Annotated in this window: 22 protein-coding genes; 6 read left to right on the top strand and 16 right to left on the bottom strand. The window is 44.7% G+C overall.

Annotated features, from left to right (window positions below; genetic code table 11):
* Nucleotides 1-4 precede the first annotated feature (4 nt).
* The 4 genes from HMPREF0999_RS06285 (at nucleotide 5) to mutS (ending at nucleotide 5,957) form a co-directional block, all read left to right on the top strand.
* Nucleotides 5-1,276 carry a DNA cytosine methyltransferase gene (locus tag HMPREF0999_RS06285; protein WP_009275478.1) on the top strand — a complete coding sequence of 424 codons (1,272 nt, stop codon included), beginning with the start codon at nucleotides 5-7 and terminating at the stop codon, nucleotides 1,274-1,276.
* Nucleotide 1,277: 1 nt separating this feature from the next.
* Nucleotides 1,278-2,429: a hypothetical protein gene (locus HMPREF0999_RS06290; protein WP_009016532.1), complete on the top strand. Its 1,152-nt coding sequence runs from the start codon at nucleotides 1,278-1,280 to the stop codon at nucleotides 2,427-2,429.
* A gap of 203 nt (nucleotides 2,430-2,632) precedes the next feature.
* Nucleotides 2,633-3,289: a fructose-6-phosphate aldolase gene (gene fsa, locus HMPREF0999_RS06295; RefSeq protein WP_005860406.1), complete on the top strand. Its 657-nt coding sequence runs from the start codon at nucleotides 2,633-2,635 to the stop codon at nucleotides 3,287-3,289.
* Nucleotides 3,290-3,374: 85 nt separating this feature from the next.
* Nucleotides 3,375-5,957 (top strand): DNA mismatch repair protein MutS, encoded by a 2,583-nt coding sequence (gene mutS / locus HMPREF0999_RS06300; protein WP_252283589.1) that lies wholly within the window; start codon nucleotides 3,375-3,377, stop codon nucleotides 5,955-5,957.
* 38 nt (nucleotides 5,958-5,995) lie between these two features.
* On the opposite strand, the gene HMPREF0999_RS06305 is transcribed toward mutS, so the two are convergent.
* The 7 genes from HMPREF0999_RS06305 to HMPREF0999_RS06335 form a co-directional block, all read right to left on the bottom strand.
* Nucleotides 5,996-7,162: a 6-bladed beta-propeller gene (locus HMPREF0999_RS06305; RefSeq protein ID WP_009275480.1), complete on the bottom strand. Its 1,167-nt coding sequence runs from the start codon at nucleotides 7,160-7,162 to the stop codon at nucleotides 5,996-5,998.
* A 75-nt stretch (nucleotides 7,163-7,237) separates the two neighbouring features.
* Nucleotides 7,238-7,714 carry a DUF4252 domain-containing protein gene (locus tag HMPREF0999_RS06310; protein WP_008778921.1) on the bottom strand — a complete coding sequence of 159 codons (477 nt, stop codon included), beginning with the start codon at nucleotides 7,712-7,714 and terminating at the stop codon, nucleotides 7,238-7,240.
* On the bottom strand, nucleotides 7,707-8,099 hold the full coding sequence (locus HMPREF0999_RS06315; RefSeq protein WP_009275481.1) for a hypothetical protein: 393 nt from the start codon (nucleotides 8,097-8,099) through the stop codon (nucleotides 7,707-7,709). The genes HMPREF0999_RS06310 and HMPREF0999_RS06315 overlap by 8 nt, the downstream gene beginning before the upstream one ends.
* Nucleotides 8,092-8,604, bottom strand: a complete 513-nt coding sequence (locus tag HMPREF0999_RS06320; protein WP_009275482.1) for an RNA polymerase sigma factor — start codon at nucleotides 8,602-8,604, stop codon at nucleotides 8,092-8,094. The genes HMPREF0999_RS06315 and HMPREF0999_RS06320 overlap by 8 nt, the downstream gene beginning before the upstream one ends.
* 11 nt (nucleotides 8,605-8,615) lie before the next feature.
* On the bottom strand, nucleotides 8,616-9,071 hold the full coding sequence (locus tag HMPREF0999_RS06325) for a DUF4252 domain-containing protein (protein WP_029257165.1): 456 nt from the start codon (nucleotides 9,069-9,071) through the stop codon (nucleotides 8,616-8,618).
* A gap of 211 nt (nucleotides 9,072-9,282) precedes the next feature.
* The gene (locus tag HMPREF0999_RS06330; RefSeq protein ID WP_008778918.1) at nucleotides 9,283-10,230 is read right to left on the bottom strand and encodes a fimbrillin family protein; all 948 of its coding nucleotides are present in this window, start codon (nucleotides 10,228-10,230) and stop codon (nucleotides 9,283-9,285) included.
* A 502-nt stretch (nucleotides 10,231-10,732) separates the two neighbouring features.
* Entirely contained in the window at nucleotides 10,733-11,701 is a 969-nt protein-coding gene (locus HMPREF0999_RS06335) for a fimbrillin family protein (protein ID WP_005860423.1), read from the bottom strand.
* A 204-nt stretch (nucleotides 11,702-11,905) separates the two neighbouring features.
* On the opposite strand from HMPREF0999_RS06335, the gene HMPREF0999_RS06340 reads away from it, so the two are divergent.
* Nucleotides 11,906-13,051, top strand: a complete 1,146-nt coding sequence (locus tag HMPREF0999_RS06340) for a helix-turn-helix domain-containing protein (protein ID WP_005860425.1) — start codon at nucleotides 11,906-11,908, stop codon at nucleotides 13,049-13,051.
* Here HMPREF0999_RS06340 and HMPREF0999_RS06345 read toward each other — a convergent pair.
* The 4 genes from HMPREF0999_RS06345 to polA form a co-directional block, all read right to left on the bottom strand.
* Nucleotides 13,043-13,957: a TolB family protein gene (locus HMPREF0999_RS06345; protein ID WP_005860427.1), complete on the bottom strand. Its 915-nt coding sequence runs from the start codon at nucleotides 13,955-13,957 to the stop codon at nucleotides 13,043-13,045. The genes HMPREF0999_RS06340 and HMPREF0999_RS06345 overlap by 9 nt on opposite strands.
* A gap of 95 nt (nucleotides 13,958-14,052) precedes the next feature.
* Nucleotides 14,053-15,156 carry a redox-regulated ATPase YchF gene (gene ychF, locus HMPREF0999_RS06350; RefSeq protein WP_005860429.1) on the bottom strand — a complete coding sequence of 368 codons (1,104 nt, stop codon included), beginning with the start codon at nucleotides 15,154-15,156 and terminating at the stop codon, nucleotides 14,053-14,055.
* A 206-nt stretch (nucleotides 15,157-15,362) separates the two neighbouring features.
* The gene (gene araJ / locus HMPREF0999_RS06355) at nucleotides 15,363-16,511 is read right to left on the bottom strand and encodes an MFS transporter AraJ (protein WP_005860430.1); all 1,149 of its coding nucleotides are present in this window, start codon (nucleotides 16,509-16,511) and stop codon (nucleotides 15,363-15,365) included.
* A gap of 210 nt (nucleotides 16,512-16,721) precedes the next feature.
* Nucleotides 16,722-19,487: a DNA polymerase I gene (polA, locus tag HMPREF0999_RS06360; protein WP_009275484.1), complete on the bottom strand. Its 2,766-nt coding sequence runs from the start codon at nucleotides 19,485-19,487 to the stop codon at nucleotides 16,722-16,724.
* Nucleotides 19,488-19,588: 101 nt separating this feature from the next.
* On the opposite strand from polA, the gene HMPREF0999_RS06365 reads away from it, so the two are divergent.
* The gene (locus HMPREF0999_RS06365) at nucleotides 19,589-20,563 is read left to right on the top strand and encodes a polyprenyl synthetase family protein (RefSeq protein ID WP_008773223.1); all 975 of its coding nucleotides are present in this window, start codon (nucleotides 19,589-19,591) and stop codon (nucleotides 20,561-20,563) included.
* A 191-nt stretch (nucleotides 20,564-20,754) separates the two neighbouring features.
* On the opposite strand, the gene deoC is transcribed toward HMPREF0999_RS06365, so the two are convergent.
* The 5 genes from deoC to ade are packed head-to-tail and all read right to left on the bottom strand — an operon-like array spanning nucleotide 20,755 to nucleotide 25,971.
* Nucleotides 20,755-21,693, bottom strand: a complete 939-nt coding sequence (deoC, locus tag HMPREF0999_RS06370) for a deoxyribose-phosphate aldolase (RefSeq protein ID WP_009275485.1) — start codon at nucleotides 21,691-21,693, stop codon at nucleotides 20,755-20,757.
* Nucleotides 21,694-21,697: 4 nt separating this feature from the next.
* Nucleotides 21,698-22,030: a nucleotide pyrophosphohydrolase gene (locus tag HMPREF0999_RS06375; RefSeq protein ID WP_005860438.1), complete on the bottom strand. Its 333-nt coding sequence runs from the start codon at nucleotides 22,028-22,030 to the stop codon at nucleotides 21,698-21,700.
* 2 nt (nucleotides 22,031-22,032) lie between these two features.
* Entirely contained in the window at nucleotides 22,033-22,485 is a 453-nt protein-coding gene (gene dtd, locus HMPREF0999_RS06380; protein WP_005860440.1) for a D-aminoacyl-tRNA deacylase, read from the bottom strand.
* Nucleotides 22,486-22,501: 16 nt separating this feature from the next.
* The gene (gene uvrC, locus HMPREF0999_RS06385; protein WP_005860442.1) at nucleotides 22,502-24,337 is read right to left on the bottom strand and encodes an excinuclease ABC subunit UvrC; all 1,836 of its coding nucleotides are present in this window, start codon (nucleotides 24,335-24,337) and stop codon (nucleotides 22,502-22,504) included.
* Entirely contained in the window at nucleotides 24,334-25,971 is a 1,638-nt protein-coding gene (gene ade, locus HMPREF0999_RS06390) for an adenine deaminase (RefSeq protein ID WP_009275486.1), read from the bottom strand. The genes uvrC and ade overlap by 4 nt, the downstream gene beginning before the upstream one ends.
* Nucleotides 25,972-25,984 lie beyond the last annotated feature (13 nt).

Here is a 25,984-nt window from a genome sequence, read left to right on the forward strand (position 1 = left end):
GAAAATGAGTGAAAAGGAGGTTGATACATCAAATGAACTACGGGTCTTGTCCCTGTTCTCTGGATGTGGGGGCATGGATTTAGGATTCGAGGGGGATTTTATATGTCATCGTAAGTCTATATCTCCTCAAAGTACCTGGGTTCAAGAGGTTATCGATGAACACTGGGTTCGTTTACAGAAGAATCGTTTTCGAACGGTCTTTGCGAATGATATATTGAAAGAGGCACAAACCGCTTGGCTTCAATATATGGATCGATTCGGATATGATAAAAACGTTTATAATACAAAGAGTATCGTAGACTTGGTGAAAGAGCATCGAGCGGGGAAAAAAGTTTTCCCTAAAAATATAGATGTCGTCACGGGAGGTTTTCCTTGCCAGGATTTCAGTGTCTCTGGTAAACGTCTGGGATTTGAGTCGAATAAGGATCATACCGGGAAATTGCGTGAGGACGATGAGGCCTCGGAAGAGACGAGGGGTAAACTTTACTATTGGATGAAGCAGGTGATCGATATTACGAGACCCAAGATATTTATCGCGGAGAACGTGAAGGGACTGGTGAATCTGGGAGACGTGAAAAGTATTATTCAGAGAGACTTCGCCCATGCGGCTGGGGATGGATATATTGTTTTAGATCCTCAAGTTTTACATGCGGGCAATTATGGGGTTCCGGAGTCTAGAGAGCGTGTGATTTTTATCGGGATACGTAAGTCCGCGTTAAAGGTTAAGGCTTTAAGAGCGCTTCAAGAGGAGAAGATACCCAAAGCTTACGATCCTTATCCGAGTCCGACACATGCTTGCACCGTGGAAGATAAGAAACTATTGCCACCGGTGGTTTGTCGGGATGTATTTGTAGGATTGGAGGAACCGGATAGGACAGAAGATCCATCCCAGCGGTATTATTCACAGGCGAAATATATGGGAGCTCATTGTCAAGGTCAAAAGGAGATCGCGCTGGATAATATTGGCCCGACGATTCGTTCCGAGCATCATGGAAATATAGAATACCGTCGTTTATCCCGGGAGCATGGGGGCGTTATTACGGAAGAATTAGACGCCGGTTTACAAGAACGTCGCTTAACTCCTCGAGAATGTGCTTTGATACAGACGTTTCCGCCGGATTATACGTTTGTCTCCCATAAAAAGAACAGTACACGTTTTGAGTTAAGTGCCTCAGGCGCTTATAAGGTGATCGGTAACGCGGTTCCTCCAGTATTAGCGTATCATATAGCGAATCGCATACAGACTTTATGGCCGTTGTATTTTAAAAAGAGATAATATGGAAGAGGAGAATATTATTACTGTGCGTAATAGAAATCTTCAAAAAGCGGATGAGGCTTTTGCGGATTTTATGTTTATGCTGGAATCATACTTGAATGAAAAAGCAGCTGCTATTCCGGGTACGTATTGCGATTGTAAGAGTAAGGAACTGGAAAATGTAGTAGTGAACGTGATGAAAGAACTTTGCGGTAGAACTCCTTTCCGTGTGGAGGAGATACGCTTGGTTTCCGCCCAATATTTTCCAGATATTATCGCGGAGAAATATTATGGGGTTGAGGTAAAATCTACAAAAGAGAACCATTGGACATCTACGGGAAGTAGCATCGTGGAGTCTACACGTGATAAGAATGTAGAAAATATCTATATGCTCTTCGGCAAACTGGGAGGTAAGACGGCGGAGTTTAAGTGCCGTCCTTATGAGGATTGTCTCTCCGATATAGCTGTTACCCATTCTCCCCGTTATTTGATTAATATGGAATTAACGAAAGAGCAGACTATTTTTAGTAAGATGGGAGTTGCTTATGATCAATTAAGGAATGCTCCGGATTCTATAGAGATCGTTCGAAAATATTATAGGGAAAAAGCCATTAAAGCCAAAAAGAAAGCTATGCCTTGGTGGTTGGGCACTTCCGCTGAGGAAAGTTTGGAGGAGCATACGGATATGAATATAAGCCTGTGGGTGGATAATGGAGAATATGCGGATCCGGAAAGGAATAAGAGACTAAAAGCGGAGATATTTATTTTATTCCCGGAAGTAGTGAGTGGGAATTATGAGAATGCTGCCTTATGGTTATGTACGCGCCGGTCTGTTGTTAATTTTCATATGCGGGACACTTTTTCCGCAGGGGGCCAACAATTGAAACTGAATGATGAACTTCTGCCTTTTCCTTTACCGCATGTGGTTGGTGAGTTGTTAGAATCTGCGACTTTAATAAAGAACTATCTTCTTAATAGTGATGATTTAGACTTAGATATATCGGAATTCCGTCCAGAACTTATGTTGCCTAACCGATATGAGGTCTGGCTTAATGATATTTGGAAACGTATTCATCAACTAAAACCTTATAAAAGGAAAGAGACTATCGAAGAATTGGGCGGTATTTCATTGGCCGAATGGATCGATAGGAAATATACTTTGTCTGTAAAATAAAATATATCTTCTTCTCGATCGTCTCCCTAAGATCATAGATCGTATCAAGAAGCATACCTATCCCGGAAAAATACGCTGTTTTATATCTCCACAAACGGCTTAACGACTTGTATATGGAATTAGTAGGGGATTGAGACGGTTGATTTAGAACTAATAGCGAATCAGAAGGGTTATACAAATACGTAACATTAAAGTTTAAAGCTATGAAGTTTTTTATTGACACGGCGAATCTGGACCAGATCCGGGAAGCGAATGAATTGGGAGTATTGGATGGCGTGACGACTAATCCGTCCTTAATGGCGAAAGAGGGAATCCGGGGGGTGGAAAATCAACGGAAACACTATTTGGAAATTTGCGAGATCGTGGGCGGGGATGTAAGCGCCGAGGTAATCGCTACCGACTTAGAGGGCATGATAAAAGAAGGGGAGGAGTTGGCAGCTTTACATCCTAATATAGTCGTTAAAGTACCTTGTATCGAAGCGGGGATTAAAGCGATAAAATATTTCACCAGAAAAGGCATCCGTACGAATTGTACGCTGGTTTTCTCTGTCGGTCAGGCGTTATTGGCGGCTAAGGCCGGGGCTACGTATGTATCGCCCTTTGTCGGGCGTTTGGATGATATTGCCAGCGACGGGATAGAGCTGGTACGTAAGATCGTGGAAATGTATGATTATTATGATTATGATACCCAAGTTTTAGCGGCTTCTATCCGTAGCACCCAGCATATCATCCAATGCGTGGAGGCCGGGGCGGATGTGGCTACTTGTCCTTTGTCCGCCATTAAAGGCTTATTGAAACACCCGTTAACGGATAGTGGGCTAGCTACTTTTCTAGCGGATTATAAGAAAGTAAACGGATAGAAAAAAAATAGTACCTTTGTGCGGATTAATTCGTAAACGCATTTAAAAGATTACTATCGTGGCAAAAGTTGTGGAAACCCCTTTGATGAAGCAGTATTTCGATATAAAAGCGAAACATCCGGACGCTATCCTTTTATTCCGGGTTGGAGACTTTTACGAGATGTATGGCGAGGACGCCGTGATTGGCGCGGAAATACTGGGTATCGTACAGACCAAACGTGCGAATGGCGTAGGGCAGCATGTTGAGATGGCGGGATTTCCACATCATGCCTTGGATTCTTATCTGCCGAAGTTGGTGCGGGCCGGAAAGCGTGTGGCTATTTGCGACCAGCTGGAAGACCCTAAGTTGACGAAGAAACTGGTGAAGCGGGGTATTACGGAATTGGTGACTCCCGGTGTTTCCATCAATGATAATATACTGAATCATAAAGAGAATAATTTCTTGGCCTCTATCCATTTCGCCAAGGAGGTATGTGGTATTTCTTTCTTGGATATCTCTACCGGCGAGTTCATGACAGCGGAGGGTTCCATCGATTATATCGACAAATTACTCAATAATTTTTCCCCGAAGGAAGTGTTGATCGAACGGGGAAACAAGAAGCGTTTCGAGGAGGCTTTCGATCCTCGTTTCTTTATCTTTGAGCTGGATGACTGGATCTTTACGACCTCGGCCGCCGAGGATCGCCTGTTGAAGCATTTCGAGACGAAGAACTTGAAGGGTTTTGGCGTACAACACTTGAAATTAGGTATTATCGCTTCCGGGGCGATTCTGTATTATCTGGACCAGACCCAGCATACGCATATTTCCCATATCACCGCTTTATCCCGTATCGAGGAGGATCGATACGTCCGCTTGGATAAGTTTACGGTACGCAGCTTGGAACTGGTGGGTACGATGAACGATGAGGGAACAAGCTTGTTGGACGTGATCGATAAGACGATCTCGCCGATGGGCTCTCGTATGCTTCGCCGGTGGATACTATTCCCGCTAAAGGATGTAAAACCGATCCAAGAACGCCAAGAGGTCGTGGATTATTTCTTCCGTGAACCGGAGACAAAGGAGTTGCTGGATACGCAGTTGGAGCAGATCGGCGATTTGGAACGTATTATCTCCAAGGTGGCTGTCGGCCGTGTATCTCCTCGTGAGGTGGTTCAGCTAAAGGTCGCGCTTCGTGCGATCGAGCCGATCAAGGAGGCATGTATGGCGAGCGGGGAACCCAGCTTATGCCGGATCGGGGAGCAATTAAACGCTTGCGCCTTGATCCGCGACCGGATTGAGAAAGAGATTAATAACGATCCCCCTTCGTTGGTCAATAAGGGAGGAATTATAGCGAAGGGGGTCAACGAGGAATTGGATGACTTGCGTGCCATCGCTTATTCCGGCAAGGATTATTTGTTGAAGGTACAGCAGCGCGAGATCGAATTGACGGGTATCCCAAGCTTGAAGATCGCTTTCAACAACGTCTTCGGCTATTATATAGAGGTACGTAATACCCATAAGGATAAAGTCCCGGCGAATTGGATCCGTAAACAGACCTTGGTGAACGCCGAGCGCTATATTACCGAGGAGTTGAAGGAATACGAGGAGAAGATATTAGGGGCGGAAGAAAAGAGCCTTGCTCTGGAGACCCGCCTTTTCAATGAGCTGGTATTGGCCTTGACGGAGTATATTCCGCCTATCCAAATGAACGCGAACTTGATCGGGCGTATCGATTGCCTTTTATCTTTCGCCAAGGCCGCGGAGGCGAATAAGTATATCCGTCCGATCGTGAGTGATTCCGACAAGATCGACATAAAGGGAGGTCGCCACCCGGTAATCGAGAAACAACTGCCCTTGGGAGAACCTTATATCGCCAATGATGTCTATCTGGATGACGAGAAACAACAGATCATCATTATCACGGGTCCGAATATGGCCGGTAAGTCCGCCTTATTGCGTCAGACAGCCTTGATTACGCTCATGGCGCAAATCGGTTGCTTTGTTCCGGCCGAGAGCGCCCATATAGGTATCGTGGATAAGATATTTACTCGTGTAGGCGCCTCGGATAATATCTCGGTGGGTGAGTCTACTTTTATGGTCGAGATGAATGAGGCTTCCGATATATTAAATAATATGACTTCCCGGAGCTTGGTGCTTTTCGACGAGTTAGGGCGGGGTACCAGTACCTACGATGGCATATCAATCGCTTGGGCGATCGTGGAATATATTCATGAGCACCCGAATGCGAAGGCGAAAACGCTGTTCGCTACCCATTACCACGAGCTGAACGAGATGGAGCGTGCCTTTAAGCGGATCAAGAACTATAACGTATCGGTCAAGGAAGTAGGGAATAAGGTGATATTTTTGCGTAAGTTGATACCGGGAGGAAGCGAGCATAGCTTTGGTATCCACGTGGCGAAAATGGCCGGTATGCCTAAAAGCATCGTGAAGCGTTCGAATGAGATCTTGAAGCAGTTGGAGTCCGAGAATCGTCAGGAAGGCATCGGCGGTAAGCCTGTAAAAGCGATCGCCTCTGCCGCCGAGGGGTATCAGCTGAGTTTCTTCCAGTTGGATGATCCGGTGTTGAGCCAAGTACGGGATGAGATCAAGAACTTGGACGTGAATAATCTTACCCCCTTAGAAGCCTTGAACAAACTGAGTGAGATCAAGCGGATTATTTCCCCGTAATAATCCGCTTGATCGTATTACCGATGATTGGTAATCGTTTACTTTTTAGGTCTCACCAACACTACCACCCGGTTGTCATCCTCTTCCAATGTCGCGGCCACCTCTTTTAGTTTGCCTTTCAGCTTTCCCCTTTTATAGTCCTGGCAAAGTTCGGAAGCATTGATGGTAGAGCACAATTCGCCTTTTGAATTGATGGGAGGAAATGTCACCATATAGATTTCTTTCTTATAAGAATAATCATCGTTGTATGTGATATAGTTGAAAAATTTCTTTTCTTGCGTATCGTATGCGAAGTACTTTCTCGGGAAACCTTCTCCGGTGTTAAAATCATATATATTCGTTACGCTTTCCATGAAATAATAACGATCGGAAATCAATCTTAAGACGACGAAAACGCCCGGATCCATGGTGTGGATAGGGGGTGTTCGTGCGATAAGCGGGCGCAAACTGTAATCAGGCATTAAGGTGTATACCGTATCTGAAGAGGCCTCAAATAGAATCCAATTACCCTTAAAAGGAATTATACTGTTATACGGACCTGGTCCAGCTGCTCTTGTTTCTCCTTTATCATAAAGTCTTTCAACGATATGGAATAATTGCTTCTCTTTATATGGAACCGTGATTTCTTTCGTTATACTTCCATCTTGCTTCGACACAAGCAAGAACGGTACCTCAAAATTAAACTTATCATAGCAAATCAAGTTGTCCTTGTCATAATCAAGCATTTCCACGTAAAACGAACTTTTCTCGCTTCTTTGATTCAGACTTCGTTTGAAATTTCCTTCCAAATCATAGACCCTTATCTTTTTCGCATGAAAATCATTTACGAAAATCTCTTCGTTTTCTTCATCTAACGAAACCGATCTCATAGACACGTATTCTTCTCCACCTTGTCCCTTGCGATTTATTTTGCGAATAGCTTTTCCGTTCCGGCCATATACGAAAATATTGCCATCATCGTAAAAGTTTGTCACGATTATGTATTTCTCGCCAACCGCCTGCACGCATGCCCGATTGATAAACTCATCGTTTGTTTCCAGCGGAATATACTCCACATCCATGAAGTCTTGAAGGACCAACTCTTTTTTGGTTGAATAACTATCGTTTACATCCACGGTTATAAGACCATCGGTCGATGAATGGTCGCCTCCACATCCAGCCATTACAAACAGGATGATTATCCCTGTAAAAATGAATCTTTTCATATGCGTATGATTTTTGTTTAACTTATGGTGGTGAAGATACTATAAAAAGCCGATGGTTTTCACGAAATTATCCTATTATTTGTTGATCTCACTGGTAATTTCTTGCACATCTTGGAGCGTAAAACGCCCTAACAATTGCATGACGCTGAAGCTCCCGTCGTCCATGTCGGCTATCATGATCAACTCCTGTATCAGTTCTCCTTGTTGCTTGACGTAGAAATTGGCTTTGGTCTTTCCATCTTTTACTCGCATGAGTTCTTCATGATCCTTTCCGATCAAGGCTTTGAACTCACCTCGCATTCGTTCCCTTAAATCCGCTTTTTGGGTGGTGAGTATTTGCAGGGATTCTATTTTCCCTTTCAGGTTGGCAAGGTTGAGTCCGGCGGTTTCCATGACCGGCATCATCTGAAACATCTTTTTGGAGATATATACGGAAGTAACATCATCCATATCCGCATATTTGTCGAAAAGCTTGTTCTGGGCAAAACAGATATTCACGCAGCAGAGAAGCAGTATTGTATATAGTTGTTTGAGTCTCATTGTATTAATCATTTAAATGTTTATTTACGATCTTGTTTATTTTTGTGATCTCTTGACTGGCTTCATTGACCTGCCCGAGACCTTTGTTTAAATTCCTAGACATGAACGCCAAGGCATTTTGGGCTACGACAGCTGCCTCTTCAGGATCGGTAAAGGTATCGGCCATAACGGGAGCCGGACGATTTGTCTCCGTGAAGATGAGGAATAGGGCGCCAAGAATAGCGGAGGCGATTCCGCTTATCCAATAGAAGGAACGTCTTCGTGAGACTCGGGGAGATATCTCTTCTTGGGCTAGGAAGTCGATTTGTCGTTCCAGCCTTTCGGAAAGTCCCTCCGGTAAGGCTAAATCCTCTTGGAGTGCCTTGTTTATTAGTTCATCTATCTTTTTATCATCCATGACAACTTGCTTTTTCTAGTTTCTCCCGGATCAATTTGCGTGCCCGGGAAAGTAATGTTCTTATATTAGAGGAGCTAAGCCCTGTAATCTGTTCAATGTCCTCATAGGAACAATCCTCAATACCACGCAGGCGGATTACCTGCCTCTGGTTCTCGGGGAGCTGTTCTATCAGTTCTTGTATACGCCGGATATCCTCTTTTTCTTCCAATTCCTTTTCCGGCGAGGAGTCGGTCGTTAATAGAACGGTCTCCAATGCCTCTTCGTTGTCTCTTCGGCTTGCTTTGGGCGAGCGCAGGAAATCCAGACAAAGATTTTTGACCAATGTTATGGAAAATGCTTCCGGATTCTGGATATCTCCCAGCTCATCCCTTTTATTCCATAATTTGCAATAGGCATCTTGAAATATGTCTTCCGCATCCGCTTTATTGTCTAATAAGGCATAAGCGATCCGATAGAGTTTAGGATGAAAGGGTAGGAACCGTTGTTTAAAAACATCAACGTCCATCAGTATCGCCCTTAATAATTTCCAGTTTTGTGCTCATTGATTACCCGGTCTAGATCGGACGGGCTGATCTTTCCTTTGATACGGATTAACGCATTGTCGCTTCCTGTCGTGAATATGACCAGTTCACGGATCATATCCTCTTTTATTTTGACAAGAACTTTCGTGCGACTGTCCCTTTCATTTGCCGTGACCATCGTCTCATAATCAGGATCTCTCAGGTTCCGTATGGCGGTAGACAGTCGGTCTTTCACCTCTTGGGCACAATTATCAAATTCAAGGATCTCTATACCGTTTACTCCCATTGTCTCGGTGAACAGGCTGGCTAGCTTCATCGTTATGTTTCCGATATTTACGGAAGTAACATCGCTTTCACCCCGGAAAGCATTGAATAATTGATCCATCTTCTGCTGCCCGTATCCTACTTGGCTGATAAGGAGGATGGCCAGTAACACTAGTAATCTTTTCATTGTAATTGACTTTTTCGTTAATACTATGTTTTTGGATCGCCCTTCGTCCGTGCGCCTTAGAGTGGGGGCTTTCACAAAGAAGACGGGATAAGGGATTTGTTTGTTACAAAAATAGGCAAAAAAGATTAGAGTCCGGGCGTATTTATTCTCGATAGGCTTTACGGTAAGAATGAAAAGTTCCATAGATTAGTACTCTTATTTTATATACTGATTATTTTTTCTTCAGTTTAGGTGTCCATATATAGGCGACGGAATCGTGTAACCTGATATCTTTACCATCGAAATATAACTTATAGGAATATTTATATCCTTTATTCCAGCAGGTGCCTTCCGGAATGATGTATTTGTAAGTTCTTCCATTGATAGTAAAGATCGCCTCAACTTCTTTTTCCCGGATAGGAGAGTAGGTAGGGACTATACGGATATTTTGCTCCTCCGCTTTCGCGTGTCGTAAAGTTACGGATGGATCTATTGTAAGTAAAGTGGCTTTATATGCCCCGGGAGTTCCTTTGATATTTCCGGTTACGATATCCATTGTCCCGGTATATTGCAAGGTATTACCTCCCGCACGGTTACCGATCTGTATGGAGGTTAGCTTGAATAGCCCGTTGATGTCCGAATCTTGATATATTTCGAATGAGAGAAGTGATAATGCATAATTCATGGAGAGTTTCGCGAGCGGAGATTTACGGTTGACCTCTTTTTGGCCTTGCGAGAGCCTCCCATATTCATAAGAGGGGGGTTCCGCCGCGATTGGGGATATTTTGATCGGTATGGAGGTAGGATCTAACGGTATTTGTACTTTATAAGGTGAGTAAGCGTAGATCATGACTGGTCGATTAGATCTAAGGAATACCTGCGGTGTTTGTTTCCATTTTAAAGAACCTTTTGATGAGCCTACAGCCTTTGATTTTACGTTTTTATAAAGAGATGCGCCTTTATATAAACTGTCTTGATTACCATAGGTTATAAATAATCCTATTTCGGACCCTTCGGGCAGAATTTCGGTGAATACTGAAGAACCTGCCGTATAGGACCGGGTGGTCATTTCAAGAACTGACTTTCGTGCGGTTGATTTCTCTTTGGACATCCACTGCTGATTTTCATGACATCCGGTAAAGATGATTAACAAGATCGTAATTAATAATAATTTGTTCATTTTGTCTAATGTTTTAATGGAACCTTTCAAACAATAAACATTTGAGCCAATATAGTTTATTATTCTATTACTATTAATTATTATTCCTGTTATAAAATGATATTTTTATATATTATATAGTAACGATTGTTTTATCCTCTTAATACGCAAAGTAATCTGCTTTATTGTATACTATAATAATCAATATATCCAAGAGATATAAAGTTATTATTAAACGGGTCTCGTCCTTGTAATAGTCAAATAGAAGAGTGTTTTTGGCGATAAGTTGAGAGGGAATGATAACCCTTGAATGTAAAAGGGTATTTGGACGAGACCCGTTGTTTCTCTTATTGAGAGAATATATAGAGTCGGCTGAATGAAAAACACATCGTACGGGTAGTGACCCCGATGGTCTAATTCGCCGGAATGATAGAGCCAATTGTTATTTTCAGTGTAGTTGCCGGTGGCAAACGGATCAAAGCTTGCCACGGCATTACACCTTAATAACCACAACATAAAAAACTTACATGATATTGCCAATCAATCCTTCGTCGTTACCCGGTAACCAGTCTGTGATAGAGACGTCTCGCAATTGTAACGACCTTCCGTTAAAGCTTAGCTTATATAAATATTTTTTCCCTTTTTCCCATTGGGTGTTAGCGGGTATGTCAAATTTGTAGGTTTCTCCGTTGATCGTGAATAAGGTCTCCACGTCTCCGGTTCCGATCGTGCCGGAAGGTGGAATTACCATGAGCCGCATAGGATCACAATATTTCTCGTTGATGAGGGTAACCGGATTCGTCAAGGATAATACCGTGGATGCGGACGTGCTACGGGCGGTAGAACCGATGATATCGCCCGTCGTGATATCGAGGGTTCCTTCGCTGACTAAAGTTGTTCCACCGGGCTTATTTCCTACTTGAACGGAACTTATAATAAAGGCACCTGTCTTGCCTTTGCTTAGGTTCAGCTGGAAAGATATAAGCGATAGGGCATGATTCATGCTGAGTAATACAAGTGGCGAGGTACTGTTGACCGCTTTTTGTCCGATCGCATGGGTTCCATACATATAATCATCGGTCTCCAATGCGTTCGGGGCCAGTTTAACAGGTATCTGCCGGGCGTTAAAATTTATATCTTCTTGATATGGATAATATGCGTATATCGTAGCTTCATTAGAGTCAAGGATCACTTCCGGACTCTGTTGCCACCGGATTTTTCCATTCACTCTATAAGCTTTTACGCTTACGTTTTTATAAGTGGATATGCCATTGTATAAATCGTCGACTGTACCGGACGTGATTTGTAGTCCGAGCATAGAGCCTTCTTTAAATTCTTGTATAAAATTGGTGGATTTTGTAGTTAGGATACGAGTCGTTATTTGGAGTGGTTTTTCATTCCAGCCGATATTCTCAAGACCTCCGAAGTCTTTGTCGTTGGAGCAACCCCAAAAGCTTAAAATCATACTGGTAAAGAGTACTAAATTTCTCATTATTTTACTTATTTTTGTGTGAAACTTCTGGATGCAAATATCGGGTGGTTAAGGGGAAAGGGAGGTGCATACGGTCTAAAACGTCGGTGAAATCGTATAAAATTAGATCGTTCAAATTGTCTAAGGCGTTCATATTGTTAACTGAGGGGTCAAAAAGAACATTCGGGGGGGCGTATTGTTTAATAGATAGGAGGTAGTGTTATTATGTTGGATAAAATTCAGTTTCTACTAAGCTTACAGATATTAGGCTTTTGTGTTTTTGGTGGTATTACCCTGCTACTACGGGCCCGTGAGAATAGGGCAAAACAGATTTTGGGGTGGAGTATGTTATTATGGGCGTTTTTAGCGGCGGTACGAGTATCGGTTAACCTGTATTTAGAGGATTCAAAAGAGATATTTCATCCGGATGTGCTGATTATGGGATGTATTGTGGTAGCTACATTAGCTTGTTACGTGATAGAAGTGTTACGACCTTGCTATATGACCGTTCGCCGTTTCTTTATTTTTACCAGTCCGATATGGGTATTGGGTATTTCTTTTTTGATTTACCGGCTATCCGGTGGAAATATTCATCGTTATAACTCTTTTGGCGAGGTATTCGATACCTTGAATCTGGATGTGGTTATAAGGCTTTTGATTTTATTTTTCACGCTTCTGTATATGATCGTTCCTATTTATCTGATCTTGCGCTATAGTGAGGGATTTAAGGTGTATTTAAGGGAAAATGTATCGGACCCGGAAGATTATGATCTGGACTGGTTGAAAAAGACCATGCTGATCCTTTCTTCTATGTATATTTTTTATTTGGTATTGTTGTTTACGGATCGGGTTAGCCTATATGTAATCGACAAAACGTTTTTATTGGTTTTATGGTACTATTTCTTTTATAAGGCCTTGTTCCTAAAGGTTATCCATTTGGATCACACATTCGAGAGCGGATGGGGATTACCCGATTTGGAGGAGGATACGGATGATGATCAAGGTAGTGAGGAACAGAAAGGCATCATACGCCAAAGGTATGTTGAGGAAGTACAGGCGTGGTTTGAACGTGAAAAGCCCTATCTACGGGAAGATTTACGCTTAACGGATTTACAGCGGATCTTCCCGATGAGCCGCTCTTATCTATCCCAATTGTTTAATAAAGAATTAGGTTGTTCCTTCTCGGATTACGTAAACCATTTCAGGGTAGAGGAAAGCAAACGTTTATTGGAAGCCGAACCTCTGGCCAGTATACAAGAGATAGCCGAACGTTCGGGCTTCCATTCTATCAGTACGTTCCGTCGTGCGTTTATTAAGCAGACAGGGGTTATTCCTTCCGAATACAGGAGAGACGGGAACGAGTCAATTTAACCGGTAACTGACGAAAGCGAATCGCTTGCTATCGGGTGCCCAAGAGTTTACGTTTATCGTACCTTGCCCGCCGAATAGTTTGACTAAAGTCTTAGGTTCTCCGCCCTCGGCTGGCATAAGGCGTAACTCTACGTTTTTATTGGCGAGGTGTTGTCCGGGTTCCAGATCACCTTTTGTATAGGTGATGAAAACGATTTGTTTTCCATCCGGAGAGATGTGGGGAAACCAAGAATTTCGGGTCTCATCGAATGTCATCTGGGTTTGTTCGGAACCATCCGCCTTCATGCGCCAGACTTGCATAAGCCCGGTACGTACGGAGTTGAACCAGATATATTGTCCGCAAGGTGAGTATTCGGGGCCATCGTCCAAACCTTCGGCTGTCGTAAGACGTTTTTCTTCTCCGCCTAGGGCAGGAATGACGTAAACATCAAAATTACCGTTTCTCTCGGCGCAATAAGCGAGTTGTTTTCCGTCGGGGCTCCACCCGTGTAGGTAGCTAGGACCGAGTGGGGTAATCAATCGGGGAACACCTCCTTCGAAAGGCAGGGTATAGATACGCGACCGGCCATCTTCTTTCGTTCCGTTACTGATCGCTATTTGCTTCCCATCCGCGGAGATCACATGGTCGTTGTTGCAACGGGTCGCGTAGTCGCTATTGATTAATTGCGGCTCTCCCGGAGATTCCGGAGAGAGCTTATATAATTTTCCTCCACTATTATATACAAGCCAATTACCATCCGGAGTCCAGTTAGGTGCCTCGATCAAAAAAGGGAATTCCTTGACAACGGAACGTTGCCCGGTCGTAATGTCCATCACTTCCAGCACACTAGTCACATTCTTTTTTTGGGCATGCGTACAAAAAACAGCGATACACATACAAAGTACAGAATTGAGAAAACGTTTCATATACATATAGATTTAAAGGATATAAGAAAACCGGGTAAAATTAGCTTTACGCTATTTTACCCGGTTTCAAAGATATAATTTATTTCGATTACTCCTTATACATTGAAACGGAAATGCATGATATCTCCATCTTGCACAACATATTCCTTACCTTCAACGCTCATCTTTCCGGCCTCTTTAACAGCAGCCTCGGAGCCATAAGCGATATAATCCTCGTACTTGATCACCTCGGCACGGATAAATCCTTTTTCGAAGTCCGTATGGATAACACCGGCGCATTGAGGAGCTTTCCAGCCTTTATGGAACGTCCACGCACGACATTCGTCCGATCCGGCGGTCAAGAAGGTTTGCAGATTCAATAATTTGTAAGCCGATTTAATCAAACGGCTTACGCCAGACTCTTCCAATCCGATCTCTTGTAAGAACATCTGGCGTTCCTCATAGGTATCGAACTCAGCGATCTCGCTCTCGATCTTAGCGGCGACTACTAGAATCTGGGCATCCTCGTCTTTAACCGCCTCGCGTACGGCATCTACATATTTATTGCCGTTTACGGCGCTAGCCTCATCCACGTTACAAACATACATGACAGGTTTATCCGTCAGCAAGAATAAATCGTGGGCAATGCGTTCCTCGTCTTTCGTATCAAAAGAAACGGTACGTGCGCTTTTTCCTTGTTCTAAAGCCTCTTTGTATTTACAAAGTACCTCGTAAGCGATCTTGGCTTGCTTATCACCTCCGGTTTGCGCTTGTTTTTGCACCTTGGCGATACGGCTGTCTATCGTTTCCAAATCCTTGATCTGAAGCTCATAGTCAATGATCTCCTTATCACGGACCGGGTCTACACGTCCGTCCACGTGCACGATATTATCGTCGTCGAAGCAACGCAATACGTGCAAGATAGCGTCTGTCTCACGGATATTAGCCAAGAACTTATTGCCTAATCCCTCGCCTTTACTCGCTCCTTTCACCAATCCGGCGATATCCACGATCTCTACGGTGGTGGGGATCACTCGCTGCGGATGTTCGATTTCCGCTAGTTTATTCAGTCGCTCGTCGGGTACGGTGATCACGCCTACATTCGGTTCGATCGTACAGAACGGAAAGTTCGCTGATTGTGCCTTCGCGTTGGATAGGCAATTGAAAAGGGTAGACTTTCCTACGTTCGGAAGTCCCACAATGCCACATTGTAATGCCATATTATTATCGTATTTTTTATTATCAATCTGTTATATAGTCGCTCCAAGCGACTTGTTTTGAGTTCGCAAAGATAATCAATTTTAGGCTGATACGGTTATTTTCTTAGGCTTTCTCTTCATGCTTAACCGGTTGCCTCATCGATTGTTTGTTTAATAATGTTTTAACGAGTTTGTTCATAGGCTTCTTTATTAATGTTATTTTTTACTTAGGTTGTTCTCTCATATTTCCGGTAAAAGAAAGTCAATAACAAGAATCCGATAAAAGCGAATCCGGAACCTATCAAGGCCGGATATTTATAACCAAGGCCGACCTCCAATGGTAACCCACCACAATAAGCTCCGATAGCATTTCCTAAATTGAACGCAACTTGTACGCTGGCGGCTCCCAGCATCTCTCCACCTTTGGAGTAACGGATCAATAATACTTGTTGAGGGCTTGAGACGGCGAATAATCCCGCCGTACACAGACACATCAGCAAGACATTTAACCAAGATATTTGTGCCAAGAAGAAGACGAGCAGTAGGGCTACGCAAATCATGCCTTGCGCTATGGCCGCTACCCGTCCGGGCATATATTTATCGGATAGGCGGCCACTGATCAAGTTGCCCGCTACCATACCGAAACCTGCCAATACCATTAGAACAGTAAGGCTTTCGGCCGAGAAGCCGGATACTTGTGTCAATAGCGGGCTGATATAGCTATACCAGCAAAATACACCTCCGTTACCTAGCATTGTCGCCCCTAGGATTAACCATGGCGCTTGAGTCTTAAGAAAACGAAATTGTCCTTTAAAGCCAGTATCCGGAAGGTTCTCTACCATAGGTACCCATCTCCAGATGTAATATAAGATGGCTATGCCCCAGCAACCAACCAGTAAGAAAGTCAGACGCCACGAGAGCATGGTGCTGAGGGCCGTCCCCAACGGGACACCGAATAGGTTGGCGATCGTCATCCCCGCTATCATGATAGAGACAGCCTCGGAGCCTCTTCCTTTATCAGCAAGCTTTTCGGCTACGATGGAGCCAACACCGAAGTAAGCTCCGTGAGGCAATCCAGAGATGAAGCGGGCTATCATCAATACCCAGTAATTAGACGCTAATGCGGCGCATAAATTACCGATCATCATAATCCCTACTAAAACAAGCAAAATGTGTTTTAATGGATATCTACGGGCGATAATCAACATGGGAGCGCCTACGCAAACCCCTAGTGCATAAGCTGAGATCAGATGCCCGGCTGTAGCAATGCTGATGTGTAAATCTTTCGCGATGTCGGGTAGGATACCCATCATTACGAACTCGGCAATCCCCAGCCCAAGGGTACCGAAAGCTAAAGCGATCAAACTTTTTTTCATAACCTAAAATGCTCAACAATCTTTTCGAGCGCAAATATAGTGTATAGTATACATTATTATTTGCTTTTCGGAATGTTTTTAGGGGAAAGTTTTGCGTTTCGTGATGGGCTGTTAGGGTCTTAAAAAAACATGTACGTCTTTCAAGAAAAAGTCGTACGTGTTTTCAGGAAAACACGTACATGTTTTTTTAAGGGGAATTCCGGCATTATTTTAATGCGCCTCCAACCAGTTCTCTCCCTCGCCGCAATCGGCGATCAAGGGGACTTGTAGTTTCATGACGTTTTCCATTTCCTCCAGCACGATTTTCTTTACCTCCTCGGCTTCCTCTTTGTAGACATTGAAGTTTAACTCATCGTGTACTTGGAGGATCATCTTGCTTTTCAATCCCTCTTCCTCAAAGCGTTCGTAAATGCGTACCATCGCTAGTTTGATGATATCGGCGGCGCTCCCTTGGATAGGGGCATTGATCGCGTTTCGCTCGGCATAACCGCGTACGACGGCGTTGTGTGAGTTGATATCCGGAAGGAAACGCTTGCGCTTGAAAATGGTCTCTACGTATCCTTTTTCCTTGGCTACCTTGATGCTCTCCTCCATGTATTCCTTGATGCGGGGGTAGGTGCTGAAATAACCGTCTATCAGTTCCTTGGACTCAGAACGAGGGATGCCCAGACGCTCGGCGAGCCCGAAGACGGAGATGCCGTAAATGATACCGAAGTTGGCGGTTTTCGCCTTCCGGCGCATATCGCTGGTTACTTCTTCTACCGGGATTCCGTAGATCTTGGCGGCTGTGGCGGCGTGGATATCCGCTCCGCTTTGGAAAGCCTCGATCATATGCGGGTCACCGCTCAGGTGGGCCATGATACGAAGCTCGATCTGGGAGTAGTCGGCCGAGAAGAAGAGGCAATCCGTATTGTCCGGGATAAATGCCTTACGGATCTCACGGCCCAGATCGTCCCGTACCGGAATGTTTTGCAGGTTCGGATTGGTAGAGCTGAGGCGTCCGGTAGATGTTACCGCTTGGTTGAAAGAGGTATGTATCTTTCCGGTCTGCGGATTGATCAACTCGGGTAGAGCGTCGATATAGGTACTTAATAACTTTTTAAGTCCGCGGTATTCAAGAAGCTTGCCGATGATGGGATGCTTGTTGCGAAGTTTCTCCAATACATCCTCGCTGGTACTGTAACCGCCTGTTTTGGTCTTCTTCGCTTTCTCGTCCAGCTTCAAGCGGTCGAAAAGGATTTCGCCGACCTGTTTCGTGGAGTTGATGTTGAATTCCGTGCCGGCCAGCTCGTAAACCTCTTGCTCCAGTTTGTTCATGGAGGCGGTAAGTTCGCCCGAAGATTGCTTAAGCGCTACTGTATCCAGCGTGACGCCGGTAGCCTCCATTTCCACTAATACATATATTAATGGCATCTCGATCGTGGTGAAGAGGGATTCCAGTCCTTCTTTCTTCAACTCGGGCGCGAAATAATTCTTTAGCTTGAGCGTGACGTCTGCGTCCTCGGCGGCGTATTCGGCGATTTGCTCCACGGGTACGTTTCGCATCGATAACTGGTTCTTTCCTTTTGGGCCGATCAGTTCCTCGATGTGGACGGTCTGGTACTTGAGGTAGGTCTCCGCTAGGTAATCCATTCCGTGCCGTAATTCCGGATTCAGCAGGTAATGGGCGATCATCGTATCGAACAGAGGACCGGCTACCTTTACGTTGTATTTACGAAGTACCAAAATATCGAATTTGATGTTTTGCCCGATCTTTAATGATTTCGGATTTTGCAGGGCAGGGGAGAAGCGTTCCACTACTTTCGCCGCCTCTACTGAGTTGGCGGGAACAGGGACATACCAAGCCTCGTTTTCTTTCACGGCGAACGACATTCCGACCAATCCGGCTTTCAAGGGATCGATGCCATCGGTTTCCGTGTCAAAAGCGAAAAATTCTTGACCCAATAAAAAGCGGGCTAAATCGGCTTGTTTTTCCTCTGTATCAGTTAAATAATAGTTATGGGGGGTGGACTTTAAGTCCGTGAGAATCGATTTTTTGGGCTCTTCCGTACTCTCGGGCGTAAAAATCGCGAACAAATCGCCTTGAACGGGACCTTTCGGAGCGGCTTTGACCGGCTCAGAACTTAGCTTGTTAATAAATGTTCTAAATTCCAATTCTGTGTAAATCTCAGTCAGGCGCTCTTCGTTTGGCTTTTCACGAACGCAACGGGCGGCATCGAACTCGATAGGGACATCCGTCTTGATCGTCGCCAAGAATTTGGAGAAACGGATTTGCTCGGCGTTCTCCTCCACCTTCTTCTTTTGTGCGCCTTTCAACTTATCAGTGTTCGCTAACAGGTTCTCGATACTTCCGAATTCGGTCAGTAGTTTTTGAGCGGTCTTCTCGCCGACACCCGGACAGCCGGGGATATTATCGGAAGCGTCGCCCATCAGTCCCAGCAAGTCGATCACTTGCTCCGTACTCGTGAGGCCGTACTTGTTTAAGACCTCGGGCACGCCCATGATCTCGTAATCGCCTCCGAATTTCGGACGATACATAAATATATGTTCGGACACCAATTGGCCGTAATCTTTATCCGGCGTCATCATGTACACCTCGAAGCCTTCCTTCTCCGCCTGTTTGGATACGGTGCCGATCACATCGTCCGCCTCGTAGCGGGGTACTTCCAGAATCGGAATATTGTAAGCCTCTATGATTTCTTTAATGATAGGGACGGATTGACGGATCACTTCCGGCGTCTCTTCCCGTTGTGCCTTGTATTGCTCGAAGGCCTCATGGCGGAAGGTCGGTCCCTTCGGGTCAAAGGCCACCGCTATATGAGTCGGGTTCTCACGTTTTAATACATCCTCCAGACTGTTAATAAAACCGAAAATGGCGGAGGTATTCACACCCTTGGAGTTGATACGCGGATTCTTGATGAAGGCGTAATAGGAGCGATAAATTAACGCATACGCATCTATAAGGAATAACTTCATTACTTTTAACACGTTTTAGTGGGACAAAATCTGGGTAAATGTACGAAAAAACTCGCTTACTCGATAGTTTTTGTTACTTTTGCGAATCTTTGCATGGAATTATGGATGAAAGAAGGAAAATAGAAGAACCGGTTTCCGCTGAATTTGAACGTTTCAATAAGGATTTCGAGGCATCTCTACGCAGCGAGACGACCCGGTTACAATCGGCTATCGACGTTATACTGAATTCTACCGGGAAGCATGTGCGTCCGTTATTGGTGCTCCTTACCGCCAAGGTCTGTGGACAGGTTACGGATAACACGATCAATTCCGCTGTTTTGCTGGAGCTTTTGCATACCGCCACGTTGATTCACGATGACGTGATCGATGAGACGAAGCAACGTCGTGGCGTTCCCTCATTGAACGCTATCTTCGATAACCGTATTTCCGTGTTGGTAGGTGATTATGTGCTTTCTACCGCTTTGATCCGTTCCATACAAACCGGCGATTTGCGGATTGTCGGGATTATCTCTAATTTAGGCAGAGACTTGTCCGAAGGTGAGATCAAGCAATTGGAGACCGCCGAGGAGAGTATTTTAGACGAGAATTGTTATCTGCAAGTTATCAAGAAGAAGACGGCTACCTTGCTTTCCGCTTGCACGGAGATTGGGGCTATTTCATCGGGCGCCTCTGCGGAGGTGATCGCTCTTTGCCGTGAGTTTGGCGAGTATCTGGGGTATTGCTTCCAGATCAAGGATGATATCTTTGATTATTTCAAGGAGGCGAATATCGGTAAGCCGACGGGAAATGACATTCGTGAGGGTAAGGTTACGCTTCCATTATTATATGCCTTGCGGCAGGGTAGGGAAGAGGAGGCCGCCCGTTATTTGGATATGATTTTACGGAAAGATTTCGCGGCGGAGAATGTCGATTCCTTGATCGAGTTCGCCAAGGCGAATGGTGGAATCGAATATGCCGAGGCCCGCATGAAGGAATATCATGATAAGGCGGTCGATGTTCTTTTGAGATTACCAGAATCCGGGGCACGGACATCCTTGATCCAGCTGGCCGATTATATCATGACTCGCTCCAAATAGAAATTCCTTTATCTATTAGTTGTAGAGAGATGGCTCTTGTTAGTAAAAAAGTAAGTATGCTTCAATAGCCAATGAAGTTAACTTGCTTGACGAAGTCAGTTAACTTCGATGTCAAGGTAAGTTAACTGACTTTGAGAGTGCTTACCGGACACAGGATTCTAAGTCATCTGCGCCCGGTTTATTAGAATGGACTATTTCCCGAGTCGTTTTTCTATATCACCGACCAGACTGCTCGCTCCTATACGGAACAAATCTTTGTTAAGCCATTCATCGCCTAGTATCTCCTTTACGATCGTATAATATCGAACTGCGTCTTCCGCCGTGCGTACGCCTCCGGAGATCTTGATGCCAACCTTGTTTCCGGTGATGGAATGGTAGGTTTTGATGGCCTTGCACATGGTATAGGCGGCCTCGAAAGTGGCTCCCGGGTATCCTTTACCCGTGGAGGTCTTGATGAAGTCCGCACCGGAATACATGGCTAGGATGGATGCTTTTTGGATGTTCTCCGCTGTGACTAAAGCTCCGGTCTCTAGGATTACCTTTAAATGGGCGTGGCGACAGCTCTCTTTGATCTCTTGTAATTCTTCCGTCAGTTCCTCGAAATTGTCTTCCATGAAATAGCCTAGGTTCATGACAACGTCGATTTCATCGGCTCCTTGCATGACGGCCATGGCCGTTTCGGCGATCTTGACTTCCGTAAATGTCTGTGAGGAAGGAAAACCTCCGGCAACCGACGCGATCTTAACCTCTTGTGCAGTAAGTGCCTGCTTAACCGTTTCCACGAATAGGGGATAGACGCAAATAGCGGCTACGTTCGGGACATCCGGACGAGTTCCCTCGAAATCATTTACCGTGTCTACCATCTTCCAGATACTTTCTTTGGTATCCAGACTGGTTAATGAGGTCAAGTCGATGCAACCATGAATCGTTTTCAATACTTCCGGTGTAAAGTTTTCTTGGAAATGTTTCTCTAAAAGAGCGTTTACAGTCTCAGTGGCCTGGGTATCCGGCAGGGCCGGCTCAAACTTATTGAAAGCTTCATGATAACGGTCTATCTGTACGGAATTTGATTCGTGTTCATGTTCATGATGATGATCATGTCCACATTCGCAATCGTGATGATGTGCCATATGCTTATAGTTTTTGATTGTTTATATGTCGTTCTTTATCTCGGTCTGTTTTCTTTTGGAGATTCTTCTCGAAAGCGGCGGTAAGGTCTACTCCGGTCTGGTTGGCCAGACAGAGCAATACCCATAACACATCCGCCATTTCATCGCCTAAATCCCGGTGTTTGTCACTTTCCTTGAAAGACTGCTCACCGTAGGTACGTGCCATGATCCGGGCTAGCTCGCCCACTTCCTCGGTGAGGATGGTCATATTGGTAAGCTCATTGAAATAACGGACCCCATAGGTCTTGATCCAAGAGTCTACCATTTGCTGGGCTTGTTGTAAGGTTATATCTGCCATACTTATTCTTTATTTTGAGAGTCGATAATAATAGTAACCGGCCCGTCGTTTAAAAGTTCAATTTTCATATCAGCTCCGAATGTTCCGGTTTGTACAGGTTTTCCGAGTTGAAGCCCTACCTCTTCGCAAAAAGCTTTATACATCGGAATGGCGATATCCGGTTTAGACGCTTTTAAGTAGGAGGGGCGGTTCCCTTTTTTCGTAGAGGCGTGTAAGGTAAATTGGCTGACAACCATGATCTCGCCTCCCGCTTCGATAACCGAGCGGTTCATGACCCCGTTTTCATCGTCAAATATGCGTAGGTTGGTGATCTTTTTTGCCAACCATTCAATGTCTTCTTGCGTATCCTTGTCCTCGATACCGACTAATACCAATAGCCCCTTTCCAATTTTGGACTTAAGCTGTCCGTCTATCGTGACGGAAGCGTGCTGCACACGTTGTGTAACTGTTCTCATCTTGTTCGCTTTTGTTCTATTTTTGTTCGCTTTCTGTTCGCTTTCCATCCAGTCCCTCTTGTAGTGCCTTGGCTTTCGCCTCGCCAATCACGGATTTCAGTTCCTCGAAGCTTGCTTCCTTGATTCGTTTTACGCTTTTAAAGTGACGTAAAAGTAATACTTTTGTCTTTTCACCGATACCCTTAATGGTGTCTAATTCGGATTTTGTCTGGGTCTTACTTCGTTTATCCTTGTGGAAAGTGATGGCGAAACGGTGTACCTCGTCTTGTATCCGGGTAAGCAGATGGAATAGCGGACTGTCCAAACGCATGCCAACGGTTACGGGTGGGAACCCGAATAATAACTCCGAGGTCCGGTGCTTACCATCTTTCGCTAGTCCGGCGATTGGAATGGACAAGCCTAATTCATCTTCTACTACTGAGCGAACCACTTCCATTTGCCCCTTTCCACCGTCTGTTATAATCAAGTCGGGTAGGGGAGATCGCTCCTCGATTGCCCGCCCGTAACGCCTACGGACAACTTCTTTCATAGAGGCGTAATCATCCGGACCGACTACGGTCTTTATATTGTATTTACGATACTCCTGCTTGGACGGTTTTCCCATCTTGAATACCACGCAAGCCGCTACCGCATCGCTTCCCTGTATGTTTGAATTATCGAAACATTCGATATGAGCAGGCAATTTCTCCAGATGCAAGGCCTCTTGGATCTCTTTCAAGATACGGGTATTCCGTTGTTCCGGATTCAACTTTTCCGCTTGCTTCAAGCGGTCAACCTTAAACTGCTTGACGTTCATCTCGGATAAATCGAGCAGTTTCTTTTTATCCCCTCTTTGGGGAATGGTGAAAGTGACATTCTCTAGCTGCATGTCCAGCTTGAAGGGTACGATAATCTCCCGGGCGGTGCTTTTAAAACGATTCCGCATCTCGATAATGCCTAGGCTTAACAATTCCTCCTTGCTTTCGTCCAGTCGTTTTTTATACTCGAATGTATAGGCTTGTACGATCGCCCCGTTTCCGATATGCATAAAGTTCACATAAGCGGAATGGTCATTCTCTATGATCGTGAATACATCTATATTATGTAGCATCGGGGTTACGACCGTAGATTTAGAACGGTAGTTCTCGATGACTTCGTATTTTTCCTTGATCTTTTGCGCTTCCTCAAACTTGAGCTCGGCAGCGAGCGATTGCATCTCCTCATAGAGGTGTTTGCTGATTTGCGAGATGTTGCCTCGCAGAATCTCTTTGATCTCGGAAATATTTTGCTGGTATTCTTCCAATGATTGCAAGCCTTCACAAGGCCCTTTACAACGCTTGATATGGTATTCCAGACAAACCTTATAGCGTCCTTGTGCGATGGATTCGGGAGTGAGGGGATATTTACAAGTGCGTAAAGGGTAAAGTTCCTTTAGCATTTGTAGCATCACTTTCGCCGTGAACAAAGAGGGATAAGGACCGTAATATTGTGATCCGTCCCGAACGATGTTCCGGGTTTGGAAAACCCGGGGAAAGTACTCGTTCTTTACCACGATGGAAGGGTAGGTTTTGTCGTCCTTCAATAATACGTTATAGCGGGGACGATACTGTTTGATGAGGTTGTTTTCCAGTAGTAACGCGTCTTCTTCCGTATCGACGACTATATATTTGATATCCCGGATTTGCTTGACTAACACACGGGTCTTATTGCTGTCATGTACCTTGTTGAAATAAGAGGATACCCGTCGTTTTAGGTTCTTCGCCTTGCCGACGTATATAATCGTTCCGTTTTCATCGAAATACTGGTAGCATCCCGGCTTTTCCGGAATGACCGATAGGATCGTCTTGATATGTTCGTCTTTATCGGCTATCATACGAATAGGGAAGTAAATTGGAATGTCTCGCTATTGAACAAACCTTTGTTGCTAAGTTTTAAGGATGGGATCGCCAGCAATCCCATAAAAGAAAGCGTCATTTGTAATGAATCCATCGGGGATTTTAATCGCTTGATCTTTTCCTCGATCTCTTCGTAACGGCGGCTCGTCTCTTCCAATGATTCGTCGCTCATCAATCCCGCTACCGGCAAGGACAGGAGAGTGACTTCGTCCATGCAGCTCACGGCGATTCCTCCTTTCGCTTTTATGACCACATTGATCGCTTGCATAAGCTCGAAATCGGTTACGCCTATAGCGATGATGTTATGGCTATCGTGGGAGATACTTTGAGCGATGGCACCGAGCTTGAGCCCTGTTCCTTTTATAAAGGTAATAGCGGGAGGAGCCGTTTGATAGCGATTTAGAATAACGAGTTTTAAAATGTCTCGTTCTGTATCTGATTCTACAAATCCATCGAATGTATGTACAGGATATAGTTCTTCTTTCGTGATTAATTCGCTGTCTTCGCAAACAATGACACGCATCTGTTCCCCTTTCGCTTTTACCGCTAGCTTTTCTAATGTGATCGGTTTCGTGTGGAAATTATTACGATGTATAGGCTTTTGGAGTGGAAGCGTGCATTTCTCTCCATCGTATACACAGGTTCCTTGTATATAGGTTGCCTGTATGGTTAGATCCTTTAAATTGTTTACTTGGATAAAATCGGCGGTGTCTCCCTCTCGTAAGAAACCTGCGGGGATTTTATAGTGCATGGCCGGATTATAGGAAGCGGCCCGTAATACATCATATAGATCATATCCTAAATCCAGCGATTTTTTTACCATCCTATTTATGTGTCCTTTGTTTAAAAACGAAGGATGTGCGTCATCCGTACAGAACATGATTTGTTCGGGATACTCTTTCAATAGCGGATGAAGTGCGTCAAAGTTTTTCGCCGCGCTTCCTTCCCGAATAAGAACATGCATCCCAAGCTCACATTTCTCACGGCCTTTTTCTAGATAGATGGTTTCATGATCGGTGGAAATACCAGACTCGATATATGCCTTTAGCTTGGGACCTGTCGCTAGGGGATAATGTCCGTCTATGGGTTTACCCGCTTGTTTCGCGGCTTCTATTTTGCGCATAACTTCCGGATCTTTATTTAAGACTCCGGGGTAATTCATCATCTCTGCCAAGAAGTGTAGATCCTCTCGTTCCAACAAACGAGCGGTTTTGTCTGCGTCTATGATCGCACCGGAGGTTTCCATAATCGTAGCCGGTACGCAAGATGGGACACCGAACCATGTGTAGAAAGGAATCCCTTTCGCATTGTCGAGCATATATTCGACTCCTTCGGTACCCATTACATTCGCTATCTCATGAGGGTCCGCCACGGCACCGATACTGCCATGGCGTACGGCTGCGTGAATGAATGCCGTAGGGGTTACCATGCTACTCTCTATATGGACATGTGCGTCAATAAAGCCGGGGAGGAGGTAATATCCCTCATCTTGTCCGGTAGGGGTTACCTTTCCGATATGCCCGTTTAGGATTGAAATCTCTGCCCCGAAGGTGCGCCTGTTGATTATATCTACCAGATTTCCTCGTATAACCAGTGTTTTAGCTTCATTCATTTGAATATCTCCT

The sequence above is a fragment of the Parabacteroides sp. D25 genome, from assembly GCF_000307475.1.
Lineage (GTDB): Bacteria > Bacteroidota > Bacteroidia > Bacteroidales > Tannerellaceae > Parabacteroides > Parabacteroides distasonis.

What these genes read in the sequence shown, in the direction of transcription:
- dtd (WP_005860440.1), bottom strand. Translation starts at nt 22,485, where the DNA reads ATGAGAACAGTTACACAACGTGTGCAGCACGCTTCCGTCACGATAGAC.
- fsa (WP_005860406.1), top strand. Translation starts at nt 2,633, where the DNA reads ATGAAGTTTTTTATTGACACGGCGAATCTGGACCAGATCCGGGAAGCG.
- HMPREF0999_RS06340 (WP_005860425.1), top strand. Translation starts at nt 11,906, where the DNA reads ATGTTGGATAAAATTCAGTTTCTACTAAGCTTACAGATATTAGGCTTT.
- polA (WP_009275484.1), bottom strand. Translation starts at nt 19,487, where the DNA reads ATGAAGTTATTCCTTATAGATGCGTATGCGTTAATTTATCGCTCCTAT.
- HMPREF0999_RS06310 (WP_008778921.1), bottom strand. Translation starts at nt 7,714, where the DNA reads ATGATTAATACAATGAGACTCAAACAACTATATACAATACTGCTTCTC.
- HMPREF0999_RS06365 (WP_008773223.1), top strand. Translation starts at nt 19,589, where the DNA reads ATGGATGAAAGAAGGAAAATAGAAGAACCGGTTTCCGCTGAATTTGAA.
- HMPREF0999_RS06335 (WP_005860423.1), bottom strand. Translation starts at nt 11,701, where the DNA reads ATGAGAAATTTAGTACTCTTTACCAGTATGATTTTAAGCTTTTGGGGT.
- araJ (WP_005860430.1), bottom strand. Translation starts at nt 16,511, where the DNA reads ATGAAAAAAAGTTTGATCGCTTTAGCTTTCGGTACCCTTGGGCTGGGG.
- ade (WP_009275486.1), bottom strand. Translation starts at nt 25,971, where the DNA reads ATGAATGAAGCTAAAACACTGGTTATACGAGGAAATCTGGTAGATATA.
- HMPREF0999_RS06345 (WP_005860427.1), bottom strand. Translation starts at nt 13,957, where the DNA reads ATGAAACGTTTTCTCAATTCTGTACTTTGTATGTGTATCGCTGTTTTT.
- ychF (WP_005860429.1), bottom strand. Translation starts at nt 15,156, where the DNA reads ATGGCATTACAATGTGGCATTGTGGGACTTCCGAACGTAGGAAAGTCT.
- HMPREF0999_RS06290 (WP_009016532.1), top strand. Translation starts at nt 1,278, where the DNA reads ATGGAAGAGGAGAATATTATTACTGTGCGTAATAGAAATCTTCAAAAA.
- HMPREF0999_RS06375 (WP_005860438.1), bottom strand. Translation starts at nt 22,030, where the DNA reads ATGGCAGATATAACCTTACAACAAGCCCAGCAAATGGTAGACTCTTGG.
- HMPREF0999_RS06315 (WP_009275481.1), bottom strand. Translation starts at nt 8,099, where the DNA reads ATGGATGATAAAAAGATAGATGAACTAATAAACAAGGCACTCCAAGAG.
- uvrC (WP_005860442.1), bottom strand. Translation starts at nt 24,337, where the DNA reads ATGATAGCCGATAAAGACGAACATATCAAGACGATCCTATCGGTCATT.
- HMPREF0999_RS06325 (WP_029257165.1), bottom strand. Translation starts at nt 9,071, where the DNA reads ATGAAAAGATTACTAGTGTTACTGGCCATCCTCCTTATCAGCCAAGTA.
- HMPREF0999_RS06305 (WP_009275480.1), bottom strand. Translation starts at nt 7,162, where the DNA reads ATGAAAAGATTCATTTTTACAGGGATAATCATCCTGTTTGTAATGGCT.
- deoC (WP_009275485.1), bottom strand. Translation starts at nt 21,693, where the DNA reads ATGGCACATCATCACGATTGCGAATGTGGACATGATCATCATCATGAA.
- HMPREF0999_RS06320 (WP_009275482.1), bottom strand. Translation starts at nt 8,604, where the DNA reads ATGGACGTTGATGTTTTTAAACAACGGTTCCTACCCTTTCATCCTAAA.
- mutS (WP_252283589.1), top strand. Translation starts at nt 3,375, where the DNA reads ATGAAGCAGTATTTCGATATAAAAGCGAAACATCCGGACGCTATCCTT.
- HMPREF0999_RS06330 (WP_008778918.1), bottom strand. Translation starts at nt 10,230, where the DNA reads ATGAACAAATTATTATTAATTACGATCTTGTTAATCATCTTTACCGGA.
- HMPREF0999_RS06285 (WP_009275478.1), top strand. Translation starts at nt 5, where the DNA reads ATGAGTGAAAAGGAGGTTGATACATCAAATGAACTACGGGTCTTGTCC.